Genomic DNA, 21,727 nt, shown 5'->3' with positions numbered 1-21,727 from the left:
GATATGAAATTTACGGATGTTTTTGTACGCCGCCCTGTTTTAGCCTTAGTAGTCAGTGCGTTAATTGTGTTGATTGGTTTATTTGCCTTGAGCAAATTACCCATTCGCCAATACCCACAGCTCGAAAGTGCCACAGTGACCATCACCACGCAATACCCCGGCGCATCAGCAAAATTAATGCAGGGATTTGTTACCCAGCCTATCGCCCAAGCGGTTTCATCGGTTGAAGGCGTCGATTATCTGTCGTCGTCATCTGTGCAGGGCAGCAGCCTTGTCACCGTGCGTATGGAATTAAACCGTGATTCAACCCAAGCCCTTACGCAAGTGATGGCGAAAGTTAACCAAGTGCGCTACAAGTTGCCGAAAGAAGCGTACGATCCTGTCATTGAGTTATCTTCTGGAGAATCAACGGCGGTTGCCTATATCGGGTTTTCAAGTACAGATTTATCCATTCCTGCGTTGACCGACTATATTTCTCGCGTGGTTGAGCCGATGTATTCCTCCATCGAAGGCGTCGCGAAAGTGCAAGTATTCGGTGGGCAGCAACTTGCTATGCGCTTGTGGCTTGATGCTGACAAACTGGCAGGGCGCGGGCTTTCAGCGGCCGATGTGGCACAAGCCGTGCGCCAAAATAACTACCAAGCCGCACCGGGTAAAGTCAAAGGTGAGTATGTCATTTCTAACGTCTATGTGAATACCGACTTAACCAATGTGGATGAGTTCCGCGATTTGGTGATCCGCAACGATGGCAATGGGCTAGTTCGTTTAAAAGATGTGGGAACCATTGAGCTAGGAGCTGCCTCGACAGAAACCAGCGGTTTAATGAATGGTGAGCCCGCGATTTACCTTGGCTTGTTTGCAACGCCAACGGGTAACCCACTGGTCATTGTTGATGGCATGAATAAATTAATGCCAGATATTGATAAAACGCTACCGCCGGGTGTGAAAGTGGAGATGGCCTTTGAAACTTCACGGTTTATTAAGGCCTCTATTGACCAAGTTATCAATACGTTAGTCGAAGCTTTGCTGATTGTTATTGCCGTGATTTACCTGTGTTTAGGATCGATTCGCAGCGTCATTATTCCTATCCTAGCGATCCCATTATCCATGTTAGGTGCTGCGGCTCTGATGATGGCTTTTGGCTTTAGTATCAACTTGTTAACCTTGTTAGCCATGGTCTTGGCGATTGGATTAGTGGTCGATGATGCTATCGTAGTGGTGGAGAACGTCCATCGCCATATCGAAGAAGGTAAATCCCCTGTATTGGCAGCCTTAATTGGTGCCCGAGAAGTGGCAGGGCCCGTTATTGCCATGACCATTACCTTAGCCGCCGTTTATGCGCCAATTGGTTTGATGTCTGGCCTAACAGGGGCATTGTTTAAAGAATTCGCCCTAACCCTTGCAGGTGCGGTGATTGTGTCTGGTATCGTGGCATTGACCCTTTCCCCGGTCATGAGCTCTTTTATGCTGAACTCAAAACAAAATGAAGGCCGCATGGCACGAATGGCGGAAAAGTTCTTCACTACACTGGCACACTATTACACACGTTTATTGAACTTTTCGTTAAAAAACCGTTGGATAACAGGTGTGATTGCCGTGGCGGTATTCATCAGTTTACCGATGCTTTACCAATCCGCCCCGCGCGAATTAGCCCCTGTTGAAGACCAATCGAGTGTATTAACCGCGATTAAGTCCCCACAACATGCCAATCTTGAATATGTCGAACGGTTTTCTCGTAAATTGCACGATGTTTTCATGGAACTCCCTGAAACCGAAAGTACGTGGATTATTAACGGCACTGATGGCCCTTCCGCCAGCTTTGGGGGAACCAATTTATCCTCTTGGGAAGAACGAGATAGACCCGCTTCCGCTATCCAATCAGACTTACAAGGGCGCGTTGGCGATGTCGAAGGAAACAGTATTTTTGTTTTCCAATTACCTGCATTACCCGGTTCCACTGGGGGGTTACCGATTCAGATGGTGCTAAGAAGCCCGCAAGATTACTCCGTGCTGTATAAAACCATGGAGGAAATCAAACAACAAGCACGGGAAAGCGGCTTATTTATGGTCGTGGACAGTGACCTAGACTATAACAACCCAGTGGTTGAAGTGCGAATTAACCGCTCTAAAGCCAATAGTTTAGGCATTCGCATGCAAGATATTGGTGAATCCCTGACCTTATTAGTGGGCGAAAACTATATTAACCGCTTTGGGATGGATGGCCGTTCTTACGATGTGATCCCACAAAGTATGCGAAGTCAAAGGCTGACACCTGAAGCGCTTTCTCGTCACTATGTGAAAGCCGAAACAGGCACGATGATCCCGCTGTCTACGGTCGTAGATATCCATACGCAGGTTGAACCGAACAAACTGACGCAATTTAACCAACAAAATGCGGCAATTTTCCAAGCTATTCCGGCTCCTGGCGTAACATTGGGACAGGCTGTCGCTTACCTTGATGAAATTGCCAATGAACTTCCAGCGGGCTTTAGCCATGACTGGCAATCCGATTCGCGCCAATATAAACAAGAAGGTAACACCCTCGCCTTTGCCTTTATGGCGGCGCTCATCATTATTTATTTAGTCCTCGCCGCGCAATATGAAAGCTTGGTCGACCCGCTGATCATTCTTATCACCGTCCCATTATCGATTTGCGGTGCGCTAATCCCACTCGCCTTGGGTTACGCAACCTTGAATATTTATACCCAAATCGGTCTTGTGACCTTGATAGGTTTAATCAGTAAGCATGGAATATTGATGGTGGAATTTGCCAATGAATTGCAGGCAAATGAAGGGTTAGACCGACGACATGCCATTTTAAAAGCAGCGCAAATTCGTTTACGCCCAATTTTAATGACGACAGCGGCGATGGTGATTGGCTTGGTACCGTTATTATTCGCCACGGGGGCTGGCGCAAATAGCCGCTTTGGCCTCGGATTAGTCATTGTCACTGGGATGTTGGTTGGGACGCTATTCACATTGTTTGTTTTACCAACTATTTATTCATTATTGGCACGCAATCACAGTGCCACAGCATTGACACCAAGGCGCTATGAGCTTGCTGAAGCCAATCGCCTGATTAAAGAAACTCAGGAGACTTCACAATGAGAAATACCGTAATAAACACACAGAATAATCGCCAGACAGCCAGTGCTGCTGTAGAGATGAGTGCAATGAGTAACAGTATGGCAATGCTGTTAATTTACCATGGTTTATCCGCTAACACAGGAAAGAGCAGCGCGGAAGATAATGAGATAATGTCGACTAAATCGCCTCGTTAACGCCCTCTTTTCAAACCAAACCGCATAATCCAAATATGAATTATGCGGTTTTTTATCTTTTACCCTTCATAGAAAGCCAGCACCAAATTCCCCTCGCGGATAATTATTGGATTGCCGGGAAGTGCATCGATCAACTCATTTTTCGAACCTTCCACCACCACGGCAACATTTTTGTATTGATGGCTTTCCAGTAGTGCAGGTAATTGGCCTAAACCGTAAAAACGGTTTGCAGCATCAGGATATTGAAGGCCATATCCCAGTTCACCCGTTTGATACAACATCGTAATATCACTGCGTTTTAATACCCAAGCAAGGGCCGTCCCTAATCCGACATTATTGGTTAATAATACCGATTTGTTTTCCAATTGATTGTAATACTTAGCGATCAACTTCTGGGGGGTATTATTGCTTGCAACATAATTTGGGATCACATGGCCCACACTTAAGCTAATGGCCACTGTACATGCTGCGGCTAAATACCAGAACCGTTGCTTCATGGAAATAACCGCCACCACCAGCCAAAAAATAAATGCCCCTGCCGCCAGCCATAATTTATGACTTTCATCGGCTTGGTAAATATTAAATTTAGGGATATAAGGCGAGGCAATGATCACACCCGCAGCAAGCCCGCCAACCACCATATTGATCACCGCATTTACACGGATGGCGAGTGTTTTTTTCTCCGTTAAGATTTTTTCAATGTACGCTGCCATTAAAATCGCAACGGGTGCAATACATGGCAAGATATAGGTGAGTAGCTTGCCTTTCGTAATACTAAAAAAGACAAACGGCGCAAGGAACCATAATAGGAAATAGATATGCATCCCTTTTTGCTGCCATGCTTGGCGTAAAGCACCGAATAAATAGCCCAACCAAGGCAGCACTGCCGCCATCATGATAGGAATATAAAACCAAAACGGTGATTTATTTTGGGCGTTATCTGACATAAACCGTTGAATATGTTCAACCCAGAAGAAATAGCGCCAAAAATCAGGTTCTCGGCTGGCGATGACAAATGCCCATGGCAAGCAAACCACAAAGGCTGTAAAAATAGAAACAAATGAAAAAACAAAGACTTCTTTAAACTTTTTAAAGTAAACCCCGGCAATCGAGCACACTAACACAGGTAAAACTAAAACTAAGAACCCCTTCGTCAACACCCCTAAACCGCAGGCCACCCCCAGCAAAATATATGCTAAGAGTTGGTGAGAAAACCGCTTGGTGGTCAGCCCCCATTGGAAAAAGAAAATGACCATGGTAATAAACGCGGTAACGATAGGGTCAAGAATGTTATAAGTGCCAATGGTAAACACCATTAGCATGGAGAGGTAAATAAACGTGGCATTAAACGCGATACGTGAGTTCTTCCATGCCATTTTGGCACTAAGGTAAACAAATAACCCACTGATTAATGTACTAAATACAACGCCAAGGCGGACAGACACATTATTTTCACCAAATAACATTTGAAAAAATGCACCAACCCAATAACCAAAAATTGGTTTTTCGAAATAACGAATATCCAGTAGTTCAGGCACACTCCAATTATAACTGATGATTAATTCACGACTAATTTCAGCGTAACGGAGTTCATCAGGTTGCCATAATAGCCGCCCGTTTAACGGTAAAAAATAGGTTGTAACAACAAATCCAAATAGCAGACACCACTTAAGGTAGGCAATTTTATTATTTGCCATATTCATCTCATCTCAACCATTCTTGTTATTAATATTTAATATTTTTAAACTGTTAGCGCCAAACTAGCGCTCACCATTTTCTGTTAGGCTATTATCATTGCGACAATTAAACCCTGCATAAACAAACCAATAATTACCCGACTTTCACATTGCTGTTCATAAACAATCAATAAATGAATACTCTATTTTATTCATCACAAAAAAGAGATAAGAATCGAATGTTAAGACTCGTCTTTTAAAAAATAGTTCATTCCATAACGGTACACTATAAATATTAAAAATTAATTAATTCTTAATATTTAAAATTAAAATAGAATCATTTTTATTTACGTTACAAAACAAAAAAACCAGTCATGGCATAACCCATCACTGGCTCTTCTTCGTTGCAGCTAACAATTATTTGGCAGCAATTAAAGCTTGCTCAAGGTCTGCGAGGATATCGTCGATATGCTCAATCCCTATCGATAAACGGATCATATCTCGTGAAACCCCAGCTTGTGCGAGTTCTGCATCATTCAATTGACGATGAGTCGTGGATGCAGGGTGGCAAGCCAGTGACTTCGCATCACCAATATTCACTAGTCGAACAATCAGTTGCAACGCATCAATAAAGCGTGCTCCCGCTTCCTGACCACCTTTAATACCGAACGACATAATACTGGCAGGTTTACCATTCATGTATTTTTGTGCTAACGCGTGTTCAGGGTTGCTTGGTAGCCCTGCATATTTGACCCATTCCACTTGTGGATGTTTTTCAAGGAAGTTTGCCACTTTTAGTGCATTTTCCGTGTGCCTGTCCATTCTTAACGCTAACGTTTCTAAACCTTGTAAAATTAAGAAGGCATTAAATGGTGACAACGCCGCCCCCGTTCCACGTAACGGTGCGACACGACAACGGGCAATAAAGGCCGCTGCGCCAAAGTGTTCGGTATAGCTTACGCCGTGGTAAGCCACATCAGGCTCAATCAATAACGAGAAACGATTTGGGTATTGCGTCCATGGGAATTTCCCTGAGTCGATGACCATACCGCCCAGCGATGTGCCATGACCACCGATATACTTAGTCAATGAGTGCACAACAATATCCGCACCATGTTCAAAAGGGCGGCATAAATATGGTGTCGCAACGGTATTGTCCACAATCAGCGGTACACCATGGCGGTGAGCAACTTCCGCCAGCGCAGCAATATCAACGATAAACCCAGCAGGGTTCGAAATAGACTCACAAAAAACTGCACGGGTTTTTTCATTAATCAGCGCTTCTAATGCGGCTAAATCATCATGTTCTGCAAAACGGGTTTCGATACCTAAGCGAGGCAAAGCGTGAGCTAACAAGTTATAAGTTCCGCCATACAGTTTTGCAACAGAAACAATGTTATCCCCAGCTTGAGCAATGGTTTGAATCGCGTAAGTAATCGCTGCCATCCCAGAGGCAACCGCTAGACCTGCGACACCACCTTCCAATGCAGCAACTCGTTTTTCCAACACATCATTGGTCGGGTTCATAATTCGCGTGTAAATATTACCCGCGACTTTTAAATCGAACAGGTCAGCGCCATGTTGCGTGTCATCAAAAGCATACGAAGTGGTTTGGTAAATCGGAACGGCGACAGACTTCGTTGTTGGGTCTGGAGAGTAGCCAGCGTGAATCGATAATGTTTCTAATTTCATTTGTTATCCTTGTTATGATGCACTGGAAAAACACGGCCAGATTAGGTATCTAATAAGAGGTTTGATGCTGTGTTGACACTAGATATTACCTAAGACTCTTCGGTAGACAACTATCTGAACTTGAAATTATTTCATATAAGTTAGTTCGTTTAGTTATAACTGTATGTGATTTTCACGCTATTTAGCTTAACCATCAGGTTATATCAATGTCGATACTTATAACCTATTGCCTATTGATATAAAAAAGCCACCACCTGTTGAGGCAGTGGCTTTGTTCGTACATTATTTTCTCAATTGTTTACTGGAACGCGCCATAAATAACCGATGTAATTGACGCTAACCCGCAGATAAACGTAAAGATTTGCGCCAGTTTTGAGGTGCTAAATTTCTTCATTGCAGGAATAATATTCATCGACACAACAGGTAGGATGAATAGGATAGCGGCGATCATTGGTGCCCCCATCGTTTCAATCATCCCTAAAATGCTTGGGTTACGAATAGTGACAATCCATGTGGTGATCACGATAAACAGCATTGACGCCATTTCAATTTTCTTCAGTGAGAAAGAAGAACGTGATTTGATTAAACCCACTAAGCCTTCATGGGCCCCTAAGAAGTGGCCAAAATAGCTTGAGACGATGGCAGCAAAAGCAACAATTGGGCCTAAATAGGACAGAATCGGAGAAGGGTTAATATTCGCAATATGCGATAACACACTGATATTTTGCTCCTTTGCGACCGTCAATTCTGCTGGGCTCAACGATAACACCACCGAGAAAACAAAGAACATCACGAAACCAGTGAGCATCAATGCTGCGCCACCTGTGATCATATCCGTTTTGATAATTGCTTTATCACCAAATTGTTGGCGTTGGTCTTTAGTAAATTGGCTAATGATTGGGCTATGGTTAAATGAGAATACAATCAATGGGATAGCCATCCACACCACCACAGGCATTGAACTCCAGTCAGGTGCAACTTCTAGCATTGACATGTTCCATTCTGGGATCAGATACAAAGACAGCGCTAATAAGATAAACACCAGTGGATAAACCATGAGAGAGGTCAGTTTTAGCATTAAATCACGGCCAAAAACCACCCCCGCCGTCATCGCTGCAATCAGTACCCCTGAGAGCAACCAGCGAGGAAGTGGGTCCATACCAATTTGATTCACTAAGAATGAATCAACGGTATTTGTTATTCCAACGCCATAAATTAATACGATTGGGTAAATCGCAAAGAAATAAGCAAAGGTAATAATGTTCGCGCCTGTTTTACCGAAATGTTCTTCAACTGTATCAGTAATATCCGCATTTGGGTTTTTAGACGATAAAACAAACCGTGCAAGCCCTTTATGTGCCAACCAAATCATAGGCGTTGCAATTAATGCCAAGATAACTAATGGCCAAAAACCGCCAGCCCCCGCTTTGATTGGTAGAAATAAAACCCCTGCGCCAACCGCTGTGCCAAATAAAGAAAGTACCCACGTAAAATCTTGATACGTCCATTTACTTACTGGCTTATCTGTTGCAGTAGCAACTTTTTCAATTGTGCTCATTATGTAATTTTCATCATTAACGTTATTGTAAAAAGATGAGCTGATTTTGCATTAAATGCGTATCAGTACCTAATTTAATCGATTTATTTCGTTCAACTTTTTGGCGCAGATCTCGTTAATAACGTTAAATAAGAAAATGCGTTGTCATTATTCTGCTAAAAAATACTTTTCCATGTTATTGAAATAATATTTTTTATATATAAAGAATTTAATTTTATGTGTAATAAAAAAATGGCCGGGTCATTAACCCAGCCATTGATAAAAGTAATTAATAATTTACAGGTAGATAGGGACTAAAATCTCAGTGGCGATAACCACCACAACCAAGCCCACTAATACTGGCACAGAAGTTCTTTTCACCACTTCAAACGGTGAAATTTTCGCCATACCTGAAACCGCAACCACAACACCTGAAACTGGAGATAACGTACGACCCAAGTTAGACGCTTGTAGCATTGGGATAACCAAGTAAGCTGGGTTAACACCCATTTGTTTTGCTAAGTGTGGGATCAATTCCACAAACGCATAGAATGGTGCATTACCTGAACCCGTTGTCATCGCAGCTAACATAGTGATGACCACTAATGCAATCATCATCACGATAGCACCTGAACCAAAGGATTGAGCAAGGTTAATCAGCCCTGAAATAAAGCCGATGGTGCTTAAACCTTGTGCAAATACGCCCGCAGCCACTAATAACATCACCACGGTAGCAAAAGCCTCTGCCATACCTTTATAGCAAACTTCTAAACCACCATAGACGTGTTTGGCGCTGAAACTGCGCAAAAACTCAATAATCGCAGCTAAAATAATACAACCAACAATAATCGTAACAATATGCAGTTCAGGTGCCCATTTGCCATCAAACACTAACACACCAATAATTGGCGTGAAGGGTAAAATGGCATAAAAAGAAGGTGCATGGGTTTTGATTTCATTCACATCTAACATTTCTGTTTTCACGTGCTCTTTTCTGTCGAGGTAACGTTGCCAGAAGAAATGTGCAATCGACATCGCCACAATTGCGGCGATTGATATAGGTAATGTTGTTTTGAATGCAAAATCAACTAACGGCATTTCAGCCGCTTGTGCCGCTAAGATGACATCACCTGATGTAGGTGCAAGAATAATGGCGGCAGGAGAGGCACAGATTGCAGCAGCAGCGCCACGACTAATTCCAACGTTAACCATAACAGGGAATAAGGTTGCCATTAATAGCACACCCAAACCTGTCGCAGAGGAAACGGCCAATGACATTAAACAGGCCACAATATAAGCCGCTACCATTAATAAGTAAGGGGAGTTGATCATTTTCAATGGTTTAGAAGCAATTTTCACCACCACATCGTTGGCACCAATGTGAGTCATATATGAAGCAAACCCACATAACACCATGATCATCATACCAAGGTCACCACCTCGGCTCATAAGTAGGAATTTAACATATTCCAGAATATCGGTTGTACGCCACCCCGTTGAAGGAACATTTTTGGGTAGAATACTATTTCCCATCAGTACGCTGATGATTAACAGTAAAATACCCCCCGTCATTAACACGCCCGTTGCCGAATACCCTTTTATGATATAACGCCCAACTCCAATGGCGACAATAACGCCGATTAAGAGCTCAATCATTTGTTTCTCCTGCCTGTCTTATTTTGTAATTATAAAAAAATTACTCTGCCTAATAGTTAAGCAAAATTCACTGACAATGATCATGTCAGAAGATGTTTTTTAATATAGAAATGTGTAAAAACACAAGAGAAATAAATAATAAATCTTTTAACTAACCACATTGGTAGTTGAATTTATCGATTGTTCTTTGAACAACGGAGGATAAGGCTTTTATTCATAAGGAAATGCTTAGCACAATAAGCTGCCTTAACGGCATTTAAGTTTATCATCATTGATAAATATAAGTAATTTTACCCACTAAAGAGTTCGTAAATCATATCACCAAAAAAGCCGCGATATTGCAGGTAACGAATTTGCTTACTTTTCTCTTTAAAATCATCGGGTAGGTCATCACCAAACTTTTTGCTGCGCACCTCTGCGGCTTTTTCAAACCAATCCACGTCGATATTGGCAAAATGTTGGTCGACAAGTGTTTGTGGGAACCCCTTTTGGCGCATTTCTTGTTTGATGCGTAACGGCCCATAACCTTTGCGTATATAGCCTTGCAGTAACAAGGCAACGACGCGGTTATCATCCAGAAAATGTTGCTCATTTAGCCTTTCCAATACCCGTTCAATTAAAGTTTCGTCAATAATGCCGTCATTTTTTTCGTACATACGCCGTTTCATCCGAGCAAATAGCTCAGCTTTTCCATAATCACGGCGTGAAAGCATAAACAGGGCGTATTGGTAGAGGTCAGATTCATTCATGATATTAAGCTTTTAACAGTAAAATGGGCGCATTGCGCGCCCAGTCTACCATGGCTAACACGACTAATGTACTTGTGCGCCACTAAGCAATTTGTAAATGGTGTCAGGCGTGTAGCTACCGTCTTGGAAATAGATTGTCCAATCGGTAATATCATCACGGGTTAATGGATAAACCTCCCCTTCTTGCATCGTTTGCACATAGAAAGGATGGTTAATTAAACGCCCTTCAAAATGGTCACCATTCCATGAAACAGGCTCGAACCACATGTGTTCGTGACCATCAAAATCCTCTTCCGCATCGTGGTAACCAATACCGCATTTCACCAAGAAGCGCCATTCAGATTCTTGCTCTTCATCATTTTTACCGAGGAATTTGGCAAAGAAACCTTTTTTCTGTGCTACGGGTTTCGGGCCATAGTTATCCAACATATGGGTGAAATATTCCCAACGCAGCTTCGCTTTACGTGACATATCCGCAGTTTCTTCATCGGTGCGCATAAACATCATCGCATTTTGATCTTCAAACCCCTCAAAGAAGCTTTCCAGCGTTGGGTTTTCCTGCGTTACGCGAAATAACATGGCGGATGGATGCTGGTGAGATTCGTCTCTATCGTGCCAATCCCCCATAAAGCGCTCAGAAGTTTCATCACCAAACTCGAAATTTATCTCCTCCAGTGGTTTTAAATCATCCACTGGTGTTGATTTGCCTACGTGTAACAAACCCTCTTCAAAGGGTAATGCCACCAAGTATTCATAACCTGATTGTGTTTGCCCAATAAAAATCGGCTCGTTAAACACAATTTTACCGTGGGTGATGCTGTTATTCACAAAACTCCAGAACAGCTCAGGAATACCGTAATAAGACGAAATTGGGTGTGGAATGATAATTTCTGCTTCAGACAACCCACAACGAGCTAAACCGTGTGTGTGGAACCAATACATGGTCGGTGCACGTTCATCTTCGGGCTTATCTTCATTGTCATCTTGGTCGTAAATTGCATGAACAACATATAAGGAATCAATGCTTGGCATTAAGTCATCAATTAATTGGAAGTTTAGCCACTCACGGGTAAAGACTTTCCCTGCAGCTGAAATATCTAGTCCTAATAATAAGTCGGGCACTAAAATTTGGATAATTTTTAATTGTTGTAGGTAATTGACCAACGGTTGCTCTTGGAAGACACACTCAACAATCACCGCTTGTGGTGCAGCGCTGGCTTCGGCATACAGTTCAGGGGAAATTGGGTCAGTCGCAAAATAAGGGTTAATCGCATAATCTGGGTCGCTGTCCACTAACGCCACATAAAAACGCAGCGCTTCTTCCCCTTTTTTACAACTAAAGAAGAAACCGTCTTCATCAGGAATATAATCAATTTCACCTTCAGTGAAATAGGTTTGCTCTTCTAAGCGCTGCTCAAGTAATGCAGAGGTCAATTCAGATGCGGGAATAGCAACCATCATGGAAGCTTCTTTTTCACCTTCACCCGCAGCTGTATCAAGGTAGTATTGTTTATTGTTCATTATTCAGACCTGTTAAGAAGTGACTGAGGCGAGGATATCAGCTTATATTCATTAAGAATATTGTGAATATTCTTAACCAATTCAGATTGTGATTTGATCCCCCACATTTCATCTAAGTAGGTAAATTATCATTATTCGACAATGATTTATTCTACTTTTCATACGCTATTGGCTGAGGCACAATAGTGCTCTTTCTTTTATTTACCTTAAAATAACGGGTAAATGACTCCATTCCAATGATAGGTAATGAAAATATGGCTGACTTAACACAAGCGCAAAAAGAATATGTTGATGACCTCGCAATGCAGCGTGTTTTCAATATGAATAATGACGACGTCTTTGTGAATGCATTAGAACAAAAAATTCACCAGATGGAAGATCACCTAAAAGCATACTTTCATGAGCGTGTTCGTTTTCACCAACAAAACAAGCCATAAACCCATTTTTTGTTCAAGCCGATATGGTTCTATATCGGCCTTGTTTTTATCCCCAAATAACGCTCTTAGATATTCCTTCAACAAGCCATATATTGACTAAATTTTCATATATAAAAAGCATTAAATGCCACCCAAAAAAGTGTTTTTTTTGCCCTTCTATTTTCGTTAACGAGCACTATTTTTATTGTACTTAGGTCTCGGTCATCACGTCTAAGAAAAGGACTAACTTCTCATTTTGACCAAAAAATAGGCTATCGATCGCTCACTTATTAAGCAAAATAACCTTACAATAACCATGTGAACAGTTTGTTTTTTAATCGAATTTAACTTAAGTGAACACAATAAAAGTGAAAATGCTATAGATTTATTTATACATCACATAAGTGAATATACCCTAAATGACTAATAACCGATTTAAAATCATCAAATTCACAAAAATATAAAAAACACAACAAAATAATACAGCAATTTCACTAATGTCAGCGGGATATATGTAGCTCGTGAAAAATTATTCTGCTACTATTCGCTCGAATTTTGTTCAGAGAAACTTAGGAGAAGCAAATGCCCTCTCGAACGATGAGGACAAAAGCCGTCTTCGCTTTCTTATTTTTATTGTTATTTTCGAGCTTGAGTATCGGCTCCACCAGTACCAGCAAAATGCTCAGTAAAGACTACTCAAGTAGCACTGTGCAAAATGTCAGTCAGGCTAAAACTTCACTGCCTGATTTGCGAAAATATCCCTCTGGTACGCCACGAAAGAAAGCATTTTTGAAAACGGTTGTCCCTGTAATTGAAAAAGTGAACAAGCAAATTTTGGAAGAACGTAACTGGTTGTTATCCGTTCGTGCAAACAAGAAGTGGAGCGCTCAAGAATTGCGCCGTCTTAGCCAAATTTGTGATAGCTATGGTGTGAAATGTAGTAACCCTAAACGCATTAATTGGGACAAGCTACTTAGTCGTGTTGACATCATGCCGACGCACTTAGTTGCAACGCAAGCTGCAACAGAGTCTGGTTGGGGTACATCACAACTGGCTCTACAAAATGGTAATTTATTTGGTATGCGCTGCGGTAGCGGCTGTCAAACCAAACAAGGAAAAGTGAAAGGCTATTCCACATACTCTTCAGTAGAAGACACTGTGACGGCTTATATGAAGAATATGAATACCCACAATGCTTATGAATCTCTGCGCAGTTCACGAGCAAAGCAACGTCAATCAAAAGATGAGTTAGATACCACTAAACTTATTAATGATATGAAAGGGTACTCAGAGTTAGGTTCATCCTATAACCGTTATCTACAAGAGATGTACGCGAGTAACGAAGAATTGATTACACAAGCTCAAAAAAGAGCATCCACTCGCATCTAAATTTTTGTATCACCAGGTACAAGACATAAAAAATCCACTTCGCTAAGTGGATTTTTTTTATTCTTTTTTTAAGCCGCATTTATTTGATTTTTTCAGATCTCAACAGTTGCTCTAAATAGTTAAAGTGGTGGCAAGGCGGCAAGAGAAGATATCCCTAGGAGCATACATAAGTATGTGACTAGGGTCGCTTTGTGAAGGCAACACCCCTGTAGCTCAAAGTATGACGAGCAAGATTCTGATTGCATACAACCAGATAATAAATATCATATGCTATCTTCTACCAAAATAATTAACATCTTTGAGTCTAATATGAATTTCTTCTCGTTTGAGTTTCTTGGCTCTTTTTTAATTTTTTTTCTTATTTATTGGGGCTGTCAACCCAGTGCAAAACTACAAAATGGCCTTTTAATTACTGCTAGCTATTTTTTTGTTTATTCTTTTAGTCCTGAATTTGCTTATATTTTATTTGGTTATACCCTTTTTATCTATTTATTAACTAACTGGGTAACGAACTGGCTTTCCAATCGTTGGATTTATGTCATTCTCGCCACAGGTATTATTGGGTGTTTTACTTACTTCAAATATTATTCTTTCTTTCAAGAAAGCATCCAACAAACCTTAGATAAATTCGGTTTTAGTGTTGGGCTACCTATTTTAGAAATACTGGCGCCGCTAGGGCTGTCTTTCTATGCCTTTCATTCCGTTAGTTATACGGTTTCTGTGTGCCGAAAAGAAATTCAAAAAGCAGATTTTTTTGACGTAACACTATACCTTGCATTTTTTCCTAGCATTGTTGCGGGTCCAATTAACCGCGCTAAAAACTTTCTTCCACAAATCCAAGCTGAAACTCGCACAATTCTCGATAGCCGCAAAGCAATCCTTTTAATTTCATTAGCCTTGGTAAAACTATTCTTATTTAGTTCTTATTTATCCGAGAATTTTGTGAACCCTGTTTTTGATGCTCCTGTGGGTTATAGCGCTGGTGAGATCCTTGTTGCCACCTACGCCTACGCTTGGAATATCTATTTTAACTTTTCAGGTTATACCAACCTTGTGACTGGGATAGCCTTATTATTAGGGTTCAGAGTACCCGTTAACTTTAATGCCCCGTATTTAGCCGCTAACTTAAAAGAATTTTGGGCGCGCTGGCATATCAGTTTATCCACCTTTATTCGCGATTATATTTACATCCCCCTTGGTGGTAACCGCAAAGGTTTTAGCCGAATGAATACCAACGTCTTCCTTGCGATGGTGATTTCAGGGCTTTGGCACGGTGCAGCAATGACATTCGTTGTATGGGGTGCGATTCATGGCTTAGGGATTGTGTTACTCAACCTTAAGACTTTGTGTATGGAAAAGCTGGGCTGGACAAACGTCATCCCCAATAAAACACTCTCTACTTGGGTTTCACGCATTATTACGTTCCATTTTGTCTGCTTTGCGTGGATCTTTTTCCGTAGCCAATCCTTTGATGATGCAATATTAATGCTTAACCAAATCATTGCACCGGGCTTTATTGCGTCTATTCAAGCCAGCCTTGGTTTATTGATTGCATTCTGGGTCTTATTAATTGCTTATCCTTATTTTGTGCAAGGCTACCATACTGTCGCGAAACGTTATCAAGACGTGCCTTGGTATTATTACCCTATCCCCCTTGCCATTATTTTAACCATTATGTTTATGCTTTCGCCTTCAGGAATGCCGGGGTTCATTTATGCTAACTTCTGAGTTTAAAAAGACCCTTGTTAGAATGGTTCAGGTGCTGCTGATTGTCTTAGTGGCTGGCTTGCTATTAATCTGGCTCAACCAAGGCTCTCTAGAGCGTTTCTGGCAGCAAAAATACCACCAAGATACGCCATGGGCGAAAATGGCAGGTAACCCTGTCTGGGATTATGGTGCTTATTTGCATGATGGCGCGTTAGAAGCTGGCTCCACATTTGCTTACCATGCCTCAGGGCAAAAAGCCCAAGAAGATAAAGAAGCCGCACAGCTCGCACTGGAAAACCAAGGCAAAAAATTGGTCTTCCCAGCAGATTTCCAAGTGGGTCTGCACTTTCTTCATGGTTACACTTACCCAGCGGAAAGCTTGTCTGTCACTTTCCCTGAATTACTGAAACGCCCGCAAGCAAGAGAAAAAGCGAAAGGGGTGAATTTTGGCGGCTTTACTGTTAAAAAGAACCAGCCGATTGTTGCCAAACACATCGCCAATATCGAAAAAGGCCAGCAGGTTTTATTTGCGGGTGACTCCATGATGCAAGGGGTAGCACCTCATGTAAAAAACATGCTATTAAAAAAATATAATATCGATAGCATTAATTTAAGTAAGCAAAGTACTGGCCTCGCTTATCCACGCTTTTTCAACTGGCCACAAACGATTGCTAAGGCCTTGAATGACAATCCAAATATAAAAGTATTAGTCGTATTTTTAGGGCCTAATGACCCGTGGGATATGCCACCTCAAGCTGGTTATAAATACGTCAAATTTAAGAGTGAAGATTGGGAAAATGTTTACCGCGAACGGATTAGTGATATAATATCTACCGCTCGCCAGCACAATGTTGATGTTATTTGGGTTGGCCCCCCTAATATGCGTAAAAATACGCTATCTGATGGTATGAAATTCTTACGAAGCCTCTACCAATCTGAAGTCGAGAGCAACGGTGAAATTTACTTCTCCGTCAATGATGTCTTTAAATATAAAGGCGATACCTACTCTGACTATATCGGCGACGAAAGCAGCACAATTAAATTACGAAGTGGTGATGGCATTCATTTCAGCGGAAAAGGCCAACAGATCATCGCGGAAAAAGTGTTCTCACTGATCCACTTCGCAGAGGAAGAAAAGGAACCTCATGAAACTGAACAACCTGCGTCAAGCTAAGTCCAAAATTTTGGCTGGCAGCGTTATTGCGCTGCTGTCATTGGGCTTACTGTCTTGCCAGAACACATCAGACAAAGCACGAACACCTAGCTCGACAAAAGGTCAGAGCGCGGTTGAACGTGGGCAATTAGTGAATAATGCAGAACCAAACCTGCGTCAATTCGCCAATAAATTGCGCCAAGGCAACCAGCAAGTGCATATTGTCCAAATTGGTGACTCTCACACAGCGGCTGATTTTTTTAGTGGCAATCTGAGAACGTTATTTCAGCAGCGCTATGGTGATGCAGGCCCCGGCTTTATTCCGCCAATTTCGGTTCCGGGTCAACGCACTGCGACCATCAACCGCATGAGCGAGAAAAAAGAGTGGTCGCTATCTTCAAGCCGTAAAGATGAACGCTTCGATTACCCGCTAGGGGGCTTTATTGCAGAGCCACAAGCCGCGAATAGCAATGTGTTATTGAAACCATTACAACCCGCGCTAGGGGCTTATCAGCTACAAGCGCTGTATCAAGGCTCAAGTGATTCACAAATGCGTGTATCTCCTGCGGTTTCCCCGAGTGTGGCATTACCTGCAACAGGGAACCAGTGGCGCTTCTCAACACCGGTCAATACCCAATTACCTGCGCAAGTTTCTGTGAGCAAAGACAACAGCTTGAAAATTGGTGGTTGGTTAGTTCGCTCAACAAAGCCTGGCGTGATGGTGTCTGCACTCGGAATTAACGGCGCAACCTTAACGATGGTCGATAAATGGCAGCCCCAATGGAGCGAAACGTTAGCGCAGATGTCCCCAGATATGGTGATTTTGGCCTACGGTACCAACGAAGCATTTAACGACACGTTAGATTTAACCGCTTATGAGCAAAACTTGCGGGCAAAAATTCGTTTAATCCGCCAGCAAATGCCAAATAGCGTGATTCTATTGGTCGGTCCGAATGATTCACTGAAATTTAGCAATGCAGCCAGCTGCCAAGCTCAAATGCCCGTGAATTTAATGAGTGTGATTCAAATTCAAAAAGCCGTCGCAGCGCAAGAAAATACGCTGTTTTGGGACTGGCAAGCCTTTATGGGCGGTCCATGCTCAATTCGTACGTGGGCAGCGCAAGACTTAGCGCGTCCTGATAACGTGCATTTATCTGTCGAAGGCTACAAGAAGAGCGCACAAGGCTTATACAGCCAGCTCAATCAGCTGTTACAGTAATTGCCTTTCGTGCATAAACAAAAAAAGGTCAGCCTCATGTGCTGACCTTTAAGGTTGTTGACAAAGCAGGATAAAAGCGTGGTTTTTCCTGCTTTGTGTTATCAGCCAAAAATCAATGAATTGATTTTTCTTGTTTATTTTCAAAACCAATCCAACCTGCAGTCAAACCTAATCGGTTTGTCTGCAGTCTGAAAGGTCAGCCTCATGTGCTGACCTTTTGCTTTTTATCTAAATGAAATTATAAGAAAACGAAGAAAATCATTCCAACCACTGCCCCTGTTGTACCGAGGATAGTTTCCATTACTGTCCACGTTTTCAGGGTCTGTGCTTCTGTTGCACCGGTAAATTTACCGAATAACCAGAAGCCTGAGTCATTCACATGACTTAAAATAAGCGAGCCACCCGAAATACAAATCGCTAACGCAGCTAACTGCGCGCCAGAATAGCCAAGCTCACTGATAACAGGTAATACTAAACCGACCGTTGTTAGACATGCTACTGTTGCAGAGCCTTGTATCACACGCACCGCGCCCGCTAATACAAAACACGCCACCGCAATCGGTAAACCCGCACCAATCAAAGAGTCACCCAGCGCAGGACCAACACCTGAATCCACCAGAATTTGTTTGAATACTCCACCAGCACCGGTAACCAGCAAAATGATGCCAGCGGGTTGAATCGCTGCCGAGCAGATCTCCATCACTTTTTCTTTATTTAGGCCATAACGGAAACCTAAACCATAGATTGCCACCAAACATGCTAACAATAGCGCAGTGAATGGGTGGCCAATAAATTCTAACCAATGTTCAGCGGTTGAATTCGCCTCAACAAAATGGGTTCCAATGGTTTTTAAACCGACGAGAACGAGTGGGAATAACACTAAACATAAGCTGAATCCAAAACCTGGCATCTTGCCATGCTCTGTTTTCGGCGCTTGGTAATCCGCTGGGATATCAATATGAACAAACTTACTGATAAAACTACCGAATAATGGCCCCGCTAAAATCATACTTGGGATAGCAGCACATAAACCGATTAAGATCATCCAGCCATAATCCGCCCCCATTTGCGATGCAACGAGCATTGGCGTTGGCCCAGGTAGTAAGAAGGCTGCCGCAGCCGCGACCCCAGCAAATAATGGGATTGCCAAGCGAACAACGTTATGGCCAGTACGGTTAGCAACCGCAAAAACAACACCAATCAATAAGACGATTGCCACATCAAAAAACAGAGGTAAGGCACAGATAAGTCCTGCGACACCCACAGCATAGTGCGCACGTTTTTCACCAAACAGGTTAAGCAGTTTATTAGCGACTTGGTCTAATGCGCCTGTTTCATGCAAAATTTTGCCAAACATGGCACCAAGTGCAACTACGATTGCCAAGAAGCCTAGAGTCCCAGCCATCCCTTTTTGCATAGTTTCCGTGATTTGCTGCACAGGCATCCCTGAAAATAGACCCGCACCAATGGAGACAATCATTAAGGCCACAAAGGCATGTAAGCGCGCATACATCACTAAAAATAATAATAAGACGACAGAACCTACTGCAGTGAGCACTAACGTCAGTGTGCTAAGGGTTTCAACGGTATTCATACTTTATCTCCCGAAACAATCTGTGTAATCGTTGAGCAGGTATTACCGATGACGTCTTCAAGAGATTGACGAATGTCCACAATATGCACATCAGTTTCTGCTTCGTTAGGTTCTTCTAAGGTTGCAAATTGCGTTTTGAGCATTTCAGGTTTGAAAAAGTGCCCTTTACGCGCTTTAAGCCGTTCTTCTATTACGTTAGCATCACCTTTTAAGTAGATAAAAAATAAGTTTTTATTATCTTCTCTTAAAATGTCGCGGTATTTTTTCTTCAATGCTGAACACACCACTAACGAAATATTATTGGTTCTTTGCATCGCAAAAATGGCTTGGTTCAGTGCCACCAGCCAAGGTTGGCGGTCTTCATCATTAAGGGCATGCCCCGATGCCATTTTTAAAATATTTGATTTAGGGTGCAGAAAGTCACCATCCAAAAAAGCGGCTTGTAATAGTTGTGCAACCCCATTGGCAACCGCTGATTTACCGCTACCCGATACCCCCATTAGGACAAATGTGTAGTTTTGTTTTTGGGTATCACTCATAGGAAACTCCTCAGGCTTTATCGTTGTTCTATTCTTTTCATCATCCGGCAAAATGTTACCGGTAACTTTGTTACGGGTAACATTATTATCAGTACGGGTTTATTGCAATAAAATTGGCGAATAAGAGAACAGATCTGTGATGTTAATCTCAATCTGACTGAGAAAGGAAAATGAACGAAGAAAAGAAGAATGAAAGAGGTATAAAAATAATCAATCCTAGCCAATAATAAAACCTTAGTTATTTCAATGAAATGTATTAATTATCCTATCCCTACTAACTTTCTCAATTATATTATTCTAAGGGTTTCTTTGAATATATTACTTCGATAGATTCCTCTAAATAATTCGTGGTGTCGCTAGGCGGCAATCGAGCCAAGCCCTAGGAGCATACACCAGTATGTGACTAGGGTTGGTGAGTGCAGCCAACAACGCGACAGCGCGAAGTATGACGAGGAGCGACGGGAAATAATTAGATGCTCTCCCCCGAGAGTAGAGAAAACCCCACATCGAAATGCGTCTCTGTCAGTTTCTTACCCGTCATTCGTGCCAGCAACACCTCTGCCGCTTTACGTCCCATTTGGTCTCTTGGGGTAAGAATACTGGCCAACTTCGGTGTCATGACTTGCCCTACGTCATGCCCGTGGAAACCTGAAATAGCTAAATCTTGCGGAATATTAATCCCCAACCGTTGGCACTCGAATATTGCCCCAATGGCCAAGTCATCGTTGGTACAAAACAAGCCATCAGTATCAGGGTATTTTGCGCGGCAATCGTGTAATAATTGTGCACCTAATGAATAAGATGAGCTAGCTTGCGTCATCACGTTACGCGGCTCGAGGTTGGCATCTAGCATCGCTTGTTCGTAGCCTTTTAAGCGGATAAACGTTCTCTCATCATGCCTCGCCCCGATATACACCACTTTGCGACAGCCTCGCTCAATCATGGCGCGAGTCATTTGGCGAGAAGCCTCAAAGTTATCAATCCCCACCGCAATATCTAAGCAAGGGGAAACACTGTCCATGATTTCAACAACAGGGATACCCGCTGTTTTTAACATCCGCAATGTGCGTTCAGTGTGCGTTCGCTCTGCCAAAATAACGCCATCGATATTATACGATAGCAACGACGTGAGCCTTTCTTCTTCTTTTTCAGGTAAATAACCGTAGTGGGCTAACATAGTTTGATAACCATGGCGGTCTGTGACGGCCTCAATACCACGGATCACTTCCGCAAATACTTGGTTGGTTAATGAAGGAAGTAGAACACCTATCGCATGACTGGTTGCGTTCGACAAAATATCCGGCGCTTTATTAGGAATATAACCCAAGCTTTCGAGCGCTTCGGCAATTTTCTCACGCAGAGGCTCTGAAACTTGCTCTGGGTTGCGTAAAAAACGGCTCACCGTCATTTTTGTGACGCCGACTTGGTCTGCTACATCCTGCAACGAGGGTCTTTTCTTCTTCATAAGTCCAAAGTGATATTTATTAAGTTAACTTTCTCTATGTTCAGCTATCTTTTTATTGATAGCAATGTTTGTTACTGATTTACATCACACAAATGTCGAGTTTTTCTAACAACTCAACTTTTCAGGTTGACTC

At 42.3% G+C, this 21,727-nt stretch carries 16 protein-coding genes; 7 read left to right on the top strand and 9 right to left on the bottom strand.

The features are described from left to right. The first annotated feature begins 3 nt into the window (after window positions 1-3). Both AC4IFT_RS17685 and AC4IFT_RS17680 read left to right on the top strand, forming a co-directional pair. On the top strand, window positions 4-3,108 hold the full coding sequence (locus AC4IFT_RS17685; protein ID WP_490752113.1) for a MexW/MexI family multidrug efflux RND transporter permease subunit: 3,105 nt from the start codon (window positions 4-6) through the stop codon (window positions 3,106-3,108). Next, window positions 3,105-3,281, top strand: coding sequence for a hypothetical protein (locus tag AC4IFT_RS17680; protein ID WP_490752111.1), 177 nt, complete (start codon window positions 3,105-3,107; stop codon window positions 3,279-3,281). Before AC4IFT_RS17685 ends, AC4IFT_RS17680 begins: the two co-directional genes overlap by 4 nt. 59 nt (window positions 3,282-3,340) lie before the next feature. On the opposite strand, the gene arnT is transcribed toward AC4IFT_RS17680, so the two are convergent. The 6 genes from arnT to AC4IFT_RS17650 all read right to left on the bottom strand — a co-directional run bounded on the left by arnT (window position 3,341) and on the right by AC4IFT_RS17650 (window position 12,112). After that, window positions 3,341-4,984, bottom strand: a complete 1,644-nt coding sequence (gene arnT, locus AC4IFT_RS17675) for a lipid IV(A) 4-amino-4-deoxy-L-arabinosyltransferase (protein WP_490752110.1) — start codon at window positions 4,982-4,984, stop codon at window positions 3,341-3,343. Window positions 4,985-5,374: 390 nt separating this feature from the next. Next, entirely contained in the window at window positions 5,375-6,649 is a 1,275-nt protein-coding gene (locus AC4IFT_RS17670) for a bifunctional O-acetylhomoserine aminocarboxypropyltransferase/cysteine synthase (RefSeq protein WP_490752108.1), read from the bottom strand. A gap of 298 nt (window positions 6,650-6,947) precedes the next feature. Then, window positions 6,948-8,207 (bottom strand): aromatic amino acid transport family protein, encoded by a 1,260-nt coding sequence (locus tag AC4IFT_RS17665; RefSeq protein WP_490735996.1) that lies wholly within the window; start codon window positions 8,205-8,207, stop codon window positions 6,948-6,950. A 276-nt stretch (window positions 8,208-8,483) separates the two neighbouring features. Continuing rightward, a complete protein-coding gene (gene dcuC / locus AC4IFT_RS17660) occupies window positions 8,484-9,842 on the bottom strand; it encodes an anaerobic C4-dicarboxylate transporter DcuC (protein ID WP_490752106.1) in 1,359 nt (452 codons plus the stop codon). A gap of 290 nt (window positions 9,843-10,132) precedes the next feature. Beyond that, the gene (locus tag AC4IFT_RS17655; RefSeq protein WP_490735992.1) at window positions 10,133-10,591 is read right to left on the bottom strand and encodes a regulatory protein RecX; all 459 of its coding nucleotides are present in this window, start codon (window positions 10,589-10,591) and stop codon (window positions 10,133-10,135) included. A 63-nt stretch (window positions 10,592-10,654) separates the two neighbouring features. Next, window positions 10,655-12,112, bottom strand: coding sequence for a DUF4026 domain-containing protein (locus tag AC4IFT_RS17650; RefSeq protein WP_490752104.1), 1,458 nt, complete (start codon window positions 12,110-12,112; stop codon window positions 10,655-10,657). Window positions 12,113-12,366: 254 nt separating this feature from the next. Between AC4IFT_RS17650 and AC4IFT_RS17645 the strand changes: the two genes are divergently transcribed. The 5 genes from AC4IFT_RS17645 (at window position 12,367) to AC4IFT_RS17625 (ending at window position 17,996) form a co-directional block, all read left to right on the top strand. Beyond that, window positions 12,367-12,549 (top strand): hypothetical protein, encoded by a 183-nt coding sequence (locus AC4IFT_RS17645; protein ID WP_353243917.1) that lies wholly within the window; start codon window positions 12,367-12,369, stop codon window positions 12,547-12,549. A 561-nt stretch (window positions 12,550-13,110) separates the two neighbouring features. Next, window positions 13,111-13,917 (top strand): protein bax, encoded by an 807-nt coding sequence (locus AC4IFT_RS17640; protein ID WP_490735988.1) that lies wholly within the window; start codon window positions 13,111-13,113, stop codon window positions 13,915-13,917. Between the two features lie 309 nt (window positions 13,918-14,226). Then, window positions 14,227-15,645 carry an MBOAT family O-acyltransferase gene (locus AC4IFT_RS17635; protein ID WP_490752103.1) on the top strand — a complete coding sequence of 473 codons (1,419 nt, stop codon included), beginning with the start codon at window positions 14,227-14,229 and terminating at the stop codon, window positions 15,643-15,645. Continuing rightward, complete coding sequence (locus tag AC4IFT_RS17630; RefSeq protein WP_490735984.1) at window positions 15,632-16,798, top strand: SGNH/GDSL hydrolase family protein; 1,167 nt, start codon at window positions 15,632-15,634, stop codon at window positions 16,796-16,798. The genes AC4IFT_RS17635 and AC4IFT_RS17630 overlap by 14 nt, the downstream gene beginning before the upstream one ends. Then, window positions 16,770-17,996, top strand: a complete 1,227-nt coding sequence (locus tag AC4IFT_RS17625; RefSeq protein ID WP_490735982.1) for an SGNH/GDSL hydrolase family protein — start codon at window positions 16,770-16,772, stop codon at window positions 17,994-17,996. Before AC4IFT_RS17630 ends, AC4IFT_RS17625 begins: the two co-directional genes overlap by 29 nt. Window positions 17,997-18,234: 238 nt before the next feature. On the opposite strand, the gene gntU is transcribed toward AC4IFT_RS17625, so the two are convergent. From gntU to gntR, 3 genes are all read right to left on the bottom strand, one after another. Further along, window positions 18,235-19,590, bottom strand: a complete 1,356-nt coding sequence (gene gntU, locus AC4IFT_RS17620) for a gluconate transporter (protein WP_490735981.1) — start codon at window positions 19,588-19,590, stop codon at window positions 18,235-18,237. Beyond that, on the bottom strand, window positions 19,587-20,129 hold the full coding sequence (gntK, locus tag AC4IFT_RS17615; protein WP_490735979.1) for a gluconokinase: 543 nt from the start codon (window positions 20,127-20,129) through the stop codon (window positions 19,587-19,589). The genes gntU and gntK overlap by 4 nt, the downstream gene beginning before the upstream one ends. A 469-nt stretch (window positions 20,130-20,598) precedes the next feature. Continuing rightward, complete coding sequence (gene gntR, locus AC4IFT_RS17610; RefSeq protein ID WP_490752102.1) at window positions 20,599-21,594, bottom strand: gluconate operon transcriptional repressor GntR; 996 nt, start codon at window positions 21,592-21,594, stop codon at window positions 20,599-20,601. Window positions 21,595-21,727: the final 133 nt, after the last annotated feature.

The organism is Providencia sp. UF-183, from assembly GCF_058246155.1.
This window is presented reverse-complemented; position numbering and strand designations above follow the sequence as displayed.

Coding starts and splice junctions, on each gene's coding strand:
- AC4IFT_RS17685 (WP_490752113.1), top strand. CDS start 4: ATGAAATTTACGGATGTTTTTGTACGCCGCCCTGTTTTAGCCTTAGTA.
- AC4IFT_RS17680 (WP_490752111.1), top strand. CDS start 3,105: ATGAGAAATACCGTAATAAACACACAGAATAATCGCCAGACAGCCAGT.
- arnT (WP_490752110.1), bottom strand. CDS start 4,984: ATGAATATGGCAAATAATAAAATTGCCTACCTTAAGTGGTGTCTGCTA.
- AC4IFT_RS17670 (WP_490752108.1), bottom strand. CDS start 6,649: ATGAAATTAGAAACATTATCGATTCACGCTGGCTACTCTCCAGACCCA.
- AC4IFT_RS17665 (WP_490735996.1), bottom strand. CDS start 8,207: ATGAGCACAATTGAAAAAGTTGCTACTGCAACAGATAAGCCAGTAAGT.
- dcuC (WP_490752106.1), bottom strand. CDS start 9,842: ATGATTGAGCTCTTAATCGGCGTTATTGTCGCCATTGGAGTTGGGCGT.
- AC4IFT_RS17655 (WP_490735992.1), bottom strand. CDS start 10,591: ATGAATGAATCTGACCTCTACCAATACGCCCTGTTTATGCTTTCACGC.
- AC4IFT_RS17650 (WP_490752104.1), bottom strand. CDS start 12,112: ATGAACAATAAACAATACTACCTTGATACAGCTGCGGGTGAAGGTGAA.
- AC4IFT_RS17645 (WP_353243917.1), top strand. CDS start 12,367: ATGGCTGACTTAACACAAGCGCAAAAAGAATATGTTGATGACCTCGCA.
- AC4IFT_RS17640 (WP_490735988.1), top strand. CDS start 13,111: ATGCCCTCTCGAACGATGAGGACAAAAGCCGTCTTCGCTTTCTTATTT.
- AC4IFT_RS17635 (WP_490752103.1), top strand. CDS start 14,227: ATGAATTTCTTCTCGTTTGAGTTTCTTGGCTCTTTTTTAATTTTTTTT.
- AC4IFT_RS17630 (WP_490735984.1), top strand. CDS start 15,632: ATGCTAACTTCTGAGTTTAAAAAGACCCTTGTTAGAATGGTTCAGGTG.
- AC4IFT_RS17625 (WP_490735982.1), top strand. CDS start 16,770: ATGAAACTGAACAACCTGCGTCAAGCTAAGTCCAAAATTTTGGCTGGC.
- gntU (WP_490735981.1), bottom strand. CDS start 19,590: ATGAATACCGTTGAAACCCTTAGCACACTGACGTTAGTGCTCACTGCA.
- gntK (WP_490735979.1), bottom strand. CDS start 20,129: ATGAGTGATACCCAAAAACAAAACTACACATTTGTCCTAATGGGGGTA.
- gntR (WP_490752102.1), bottom strand. CDS start 21,594: ATGAAGAAGAAAAGACCCTCGTTGCAGGATGTAGCAGACCAAGTCGGC.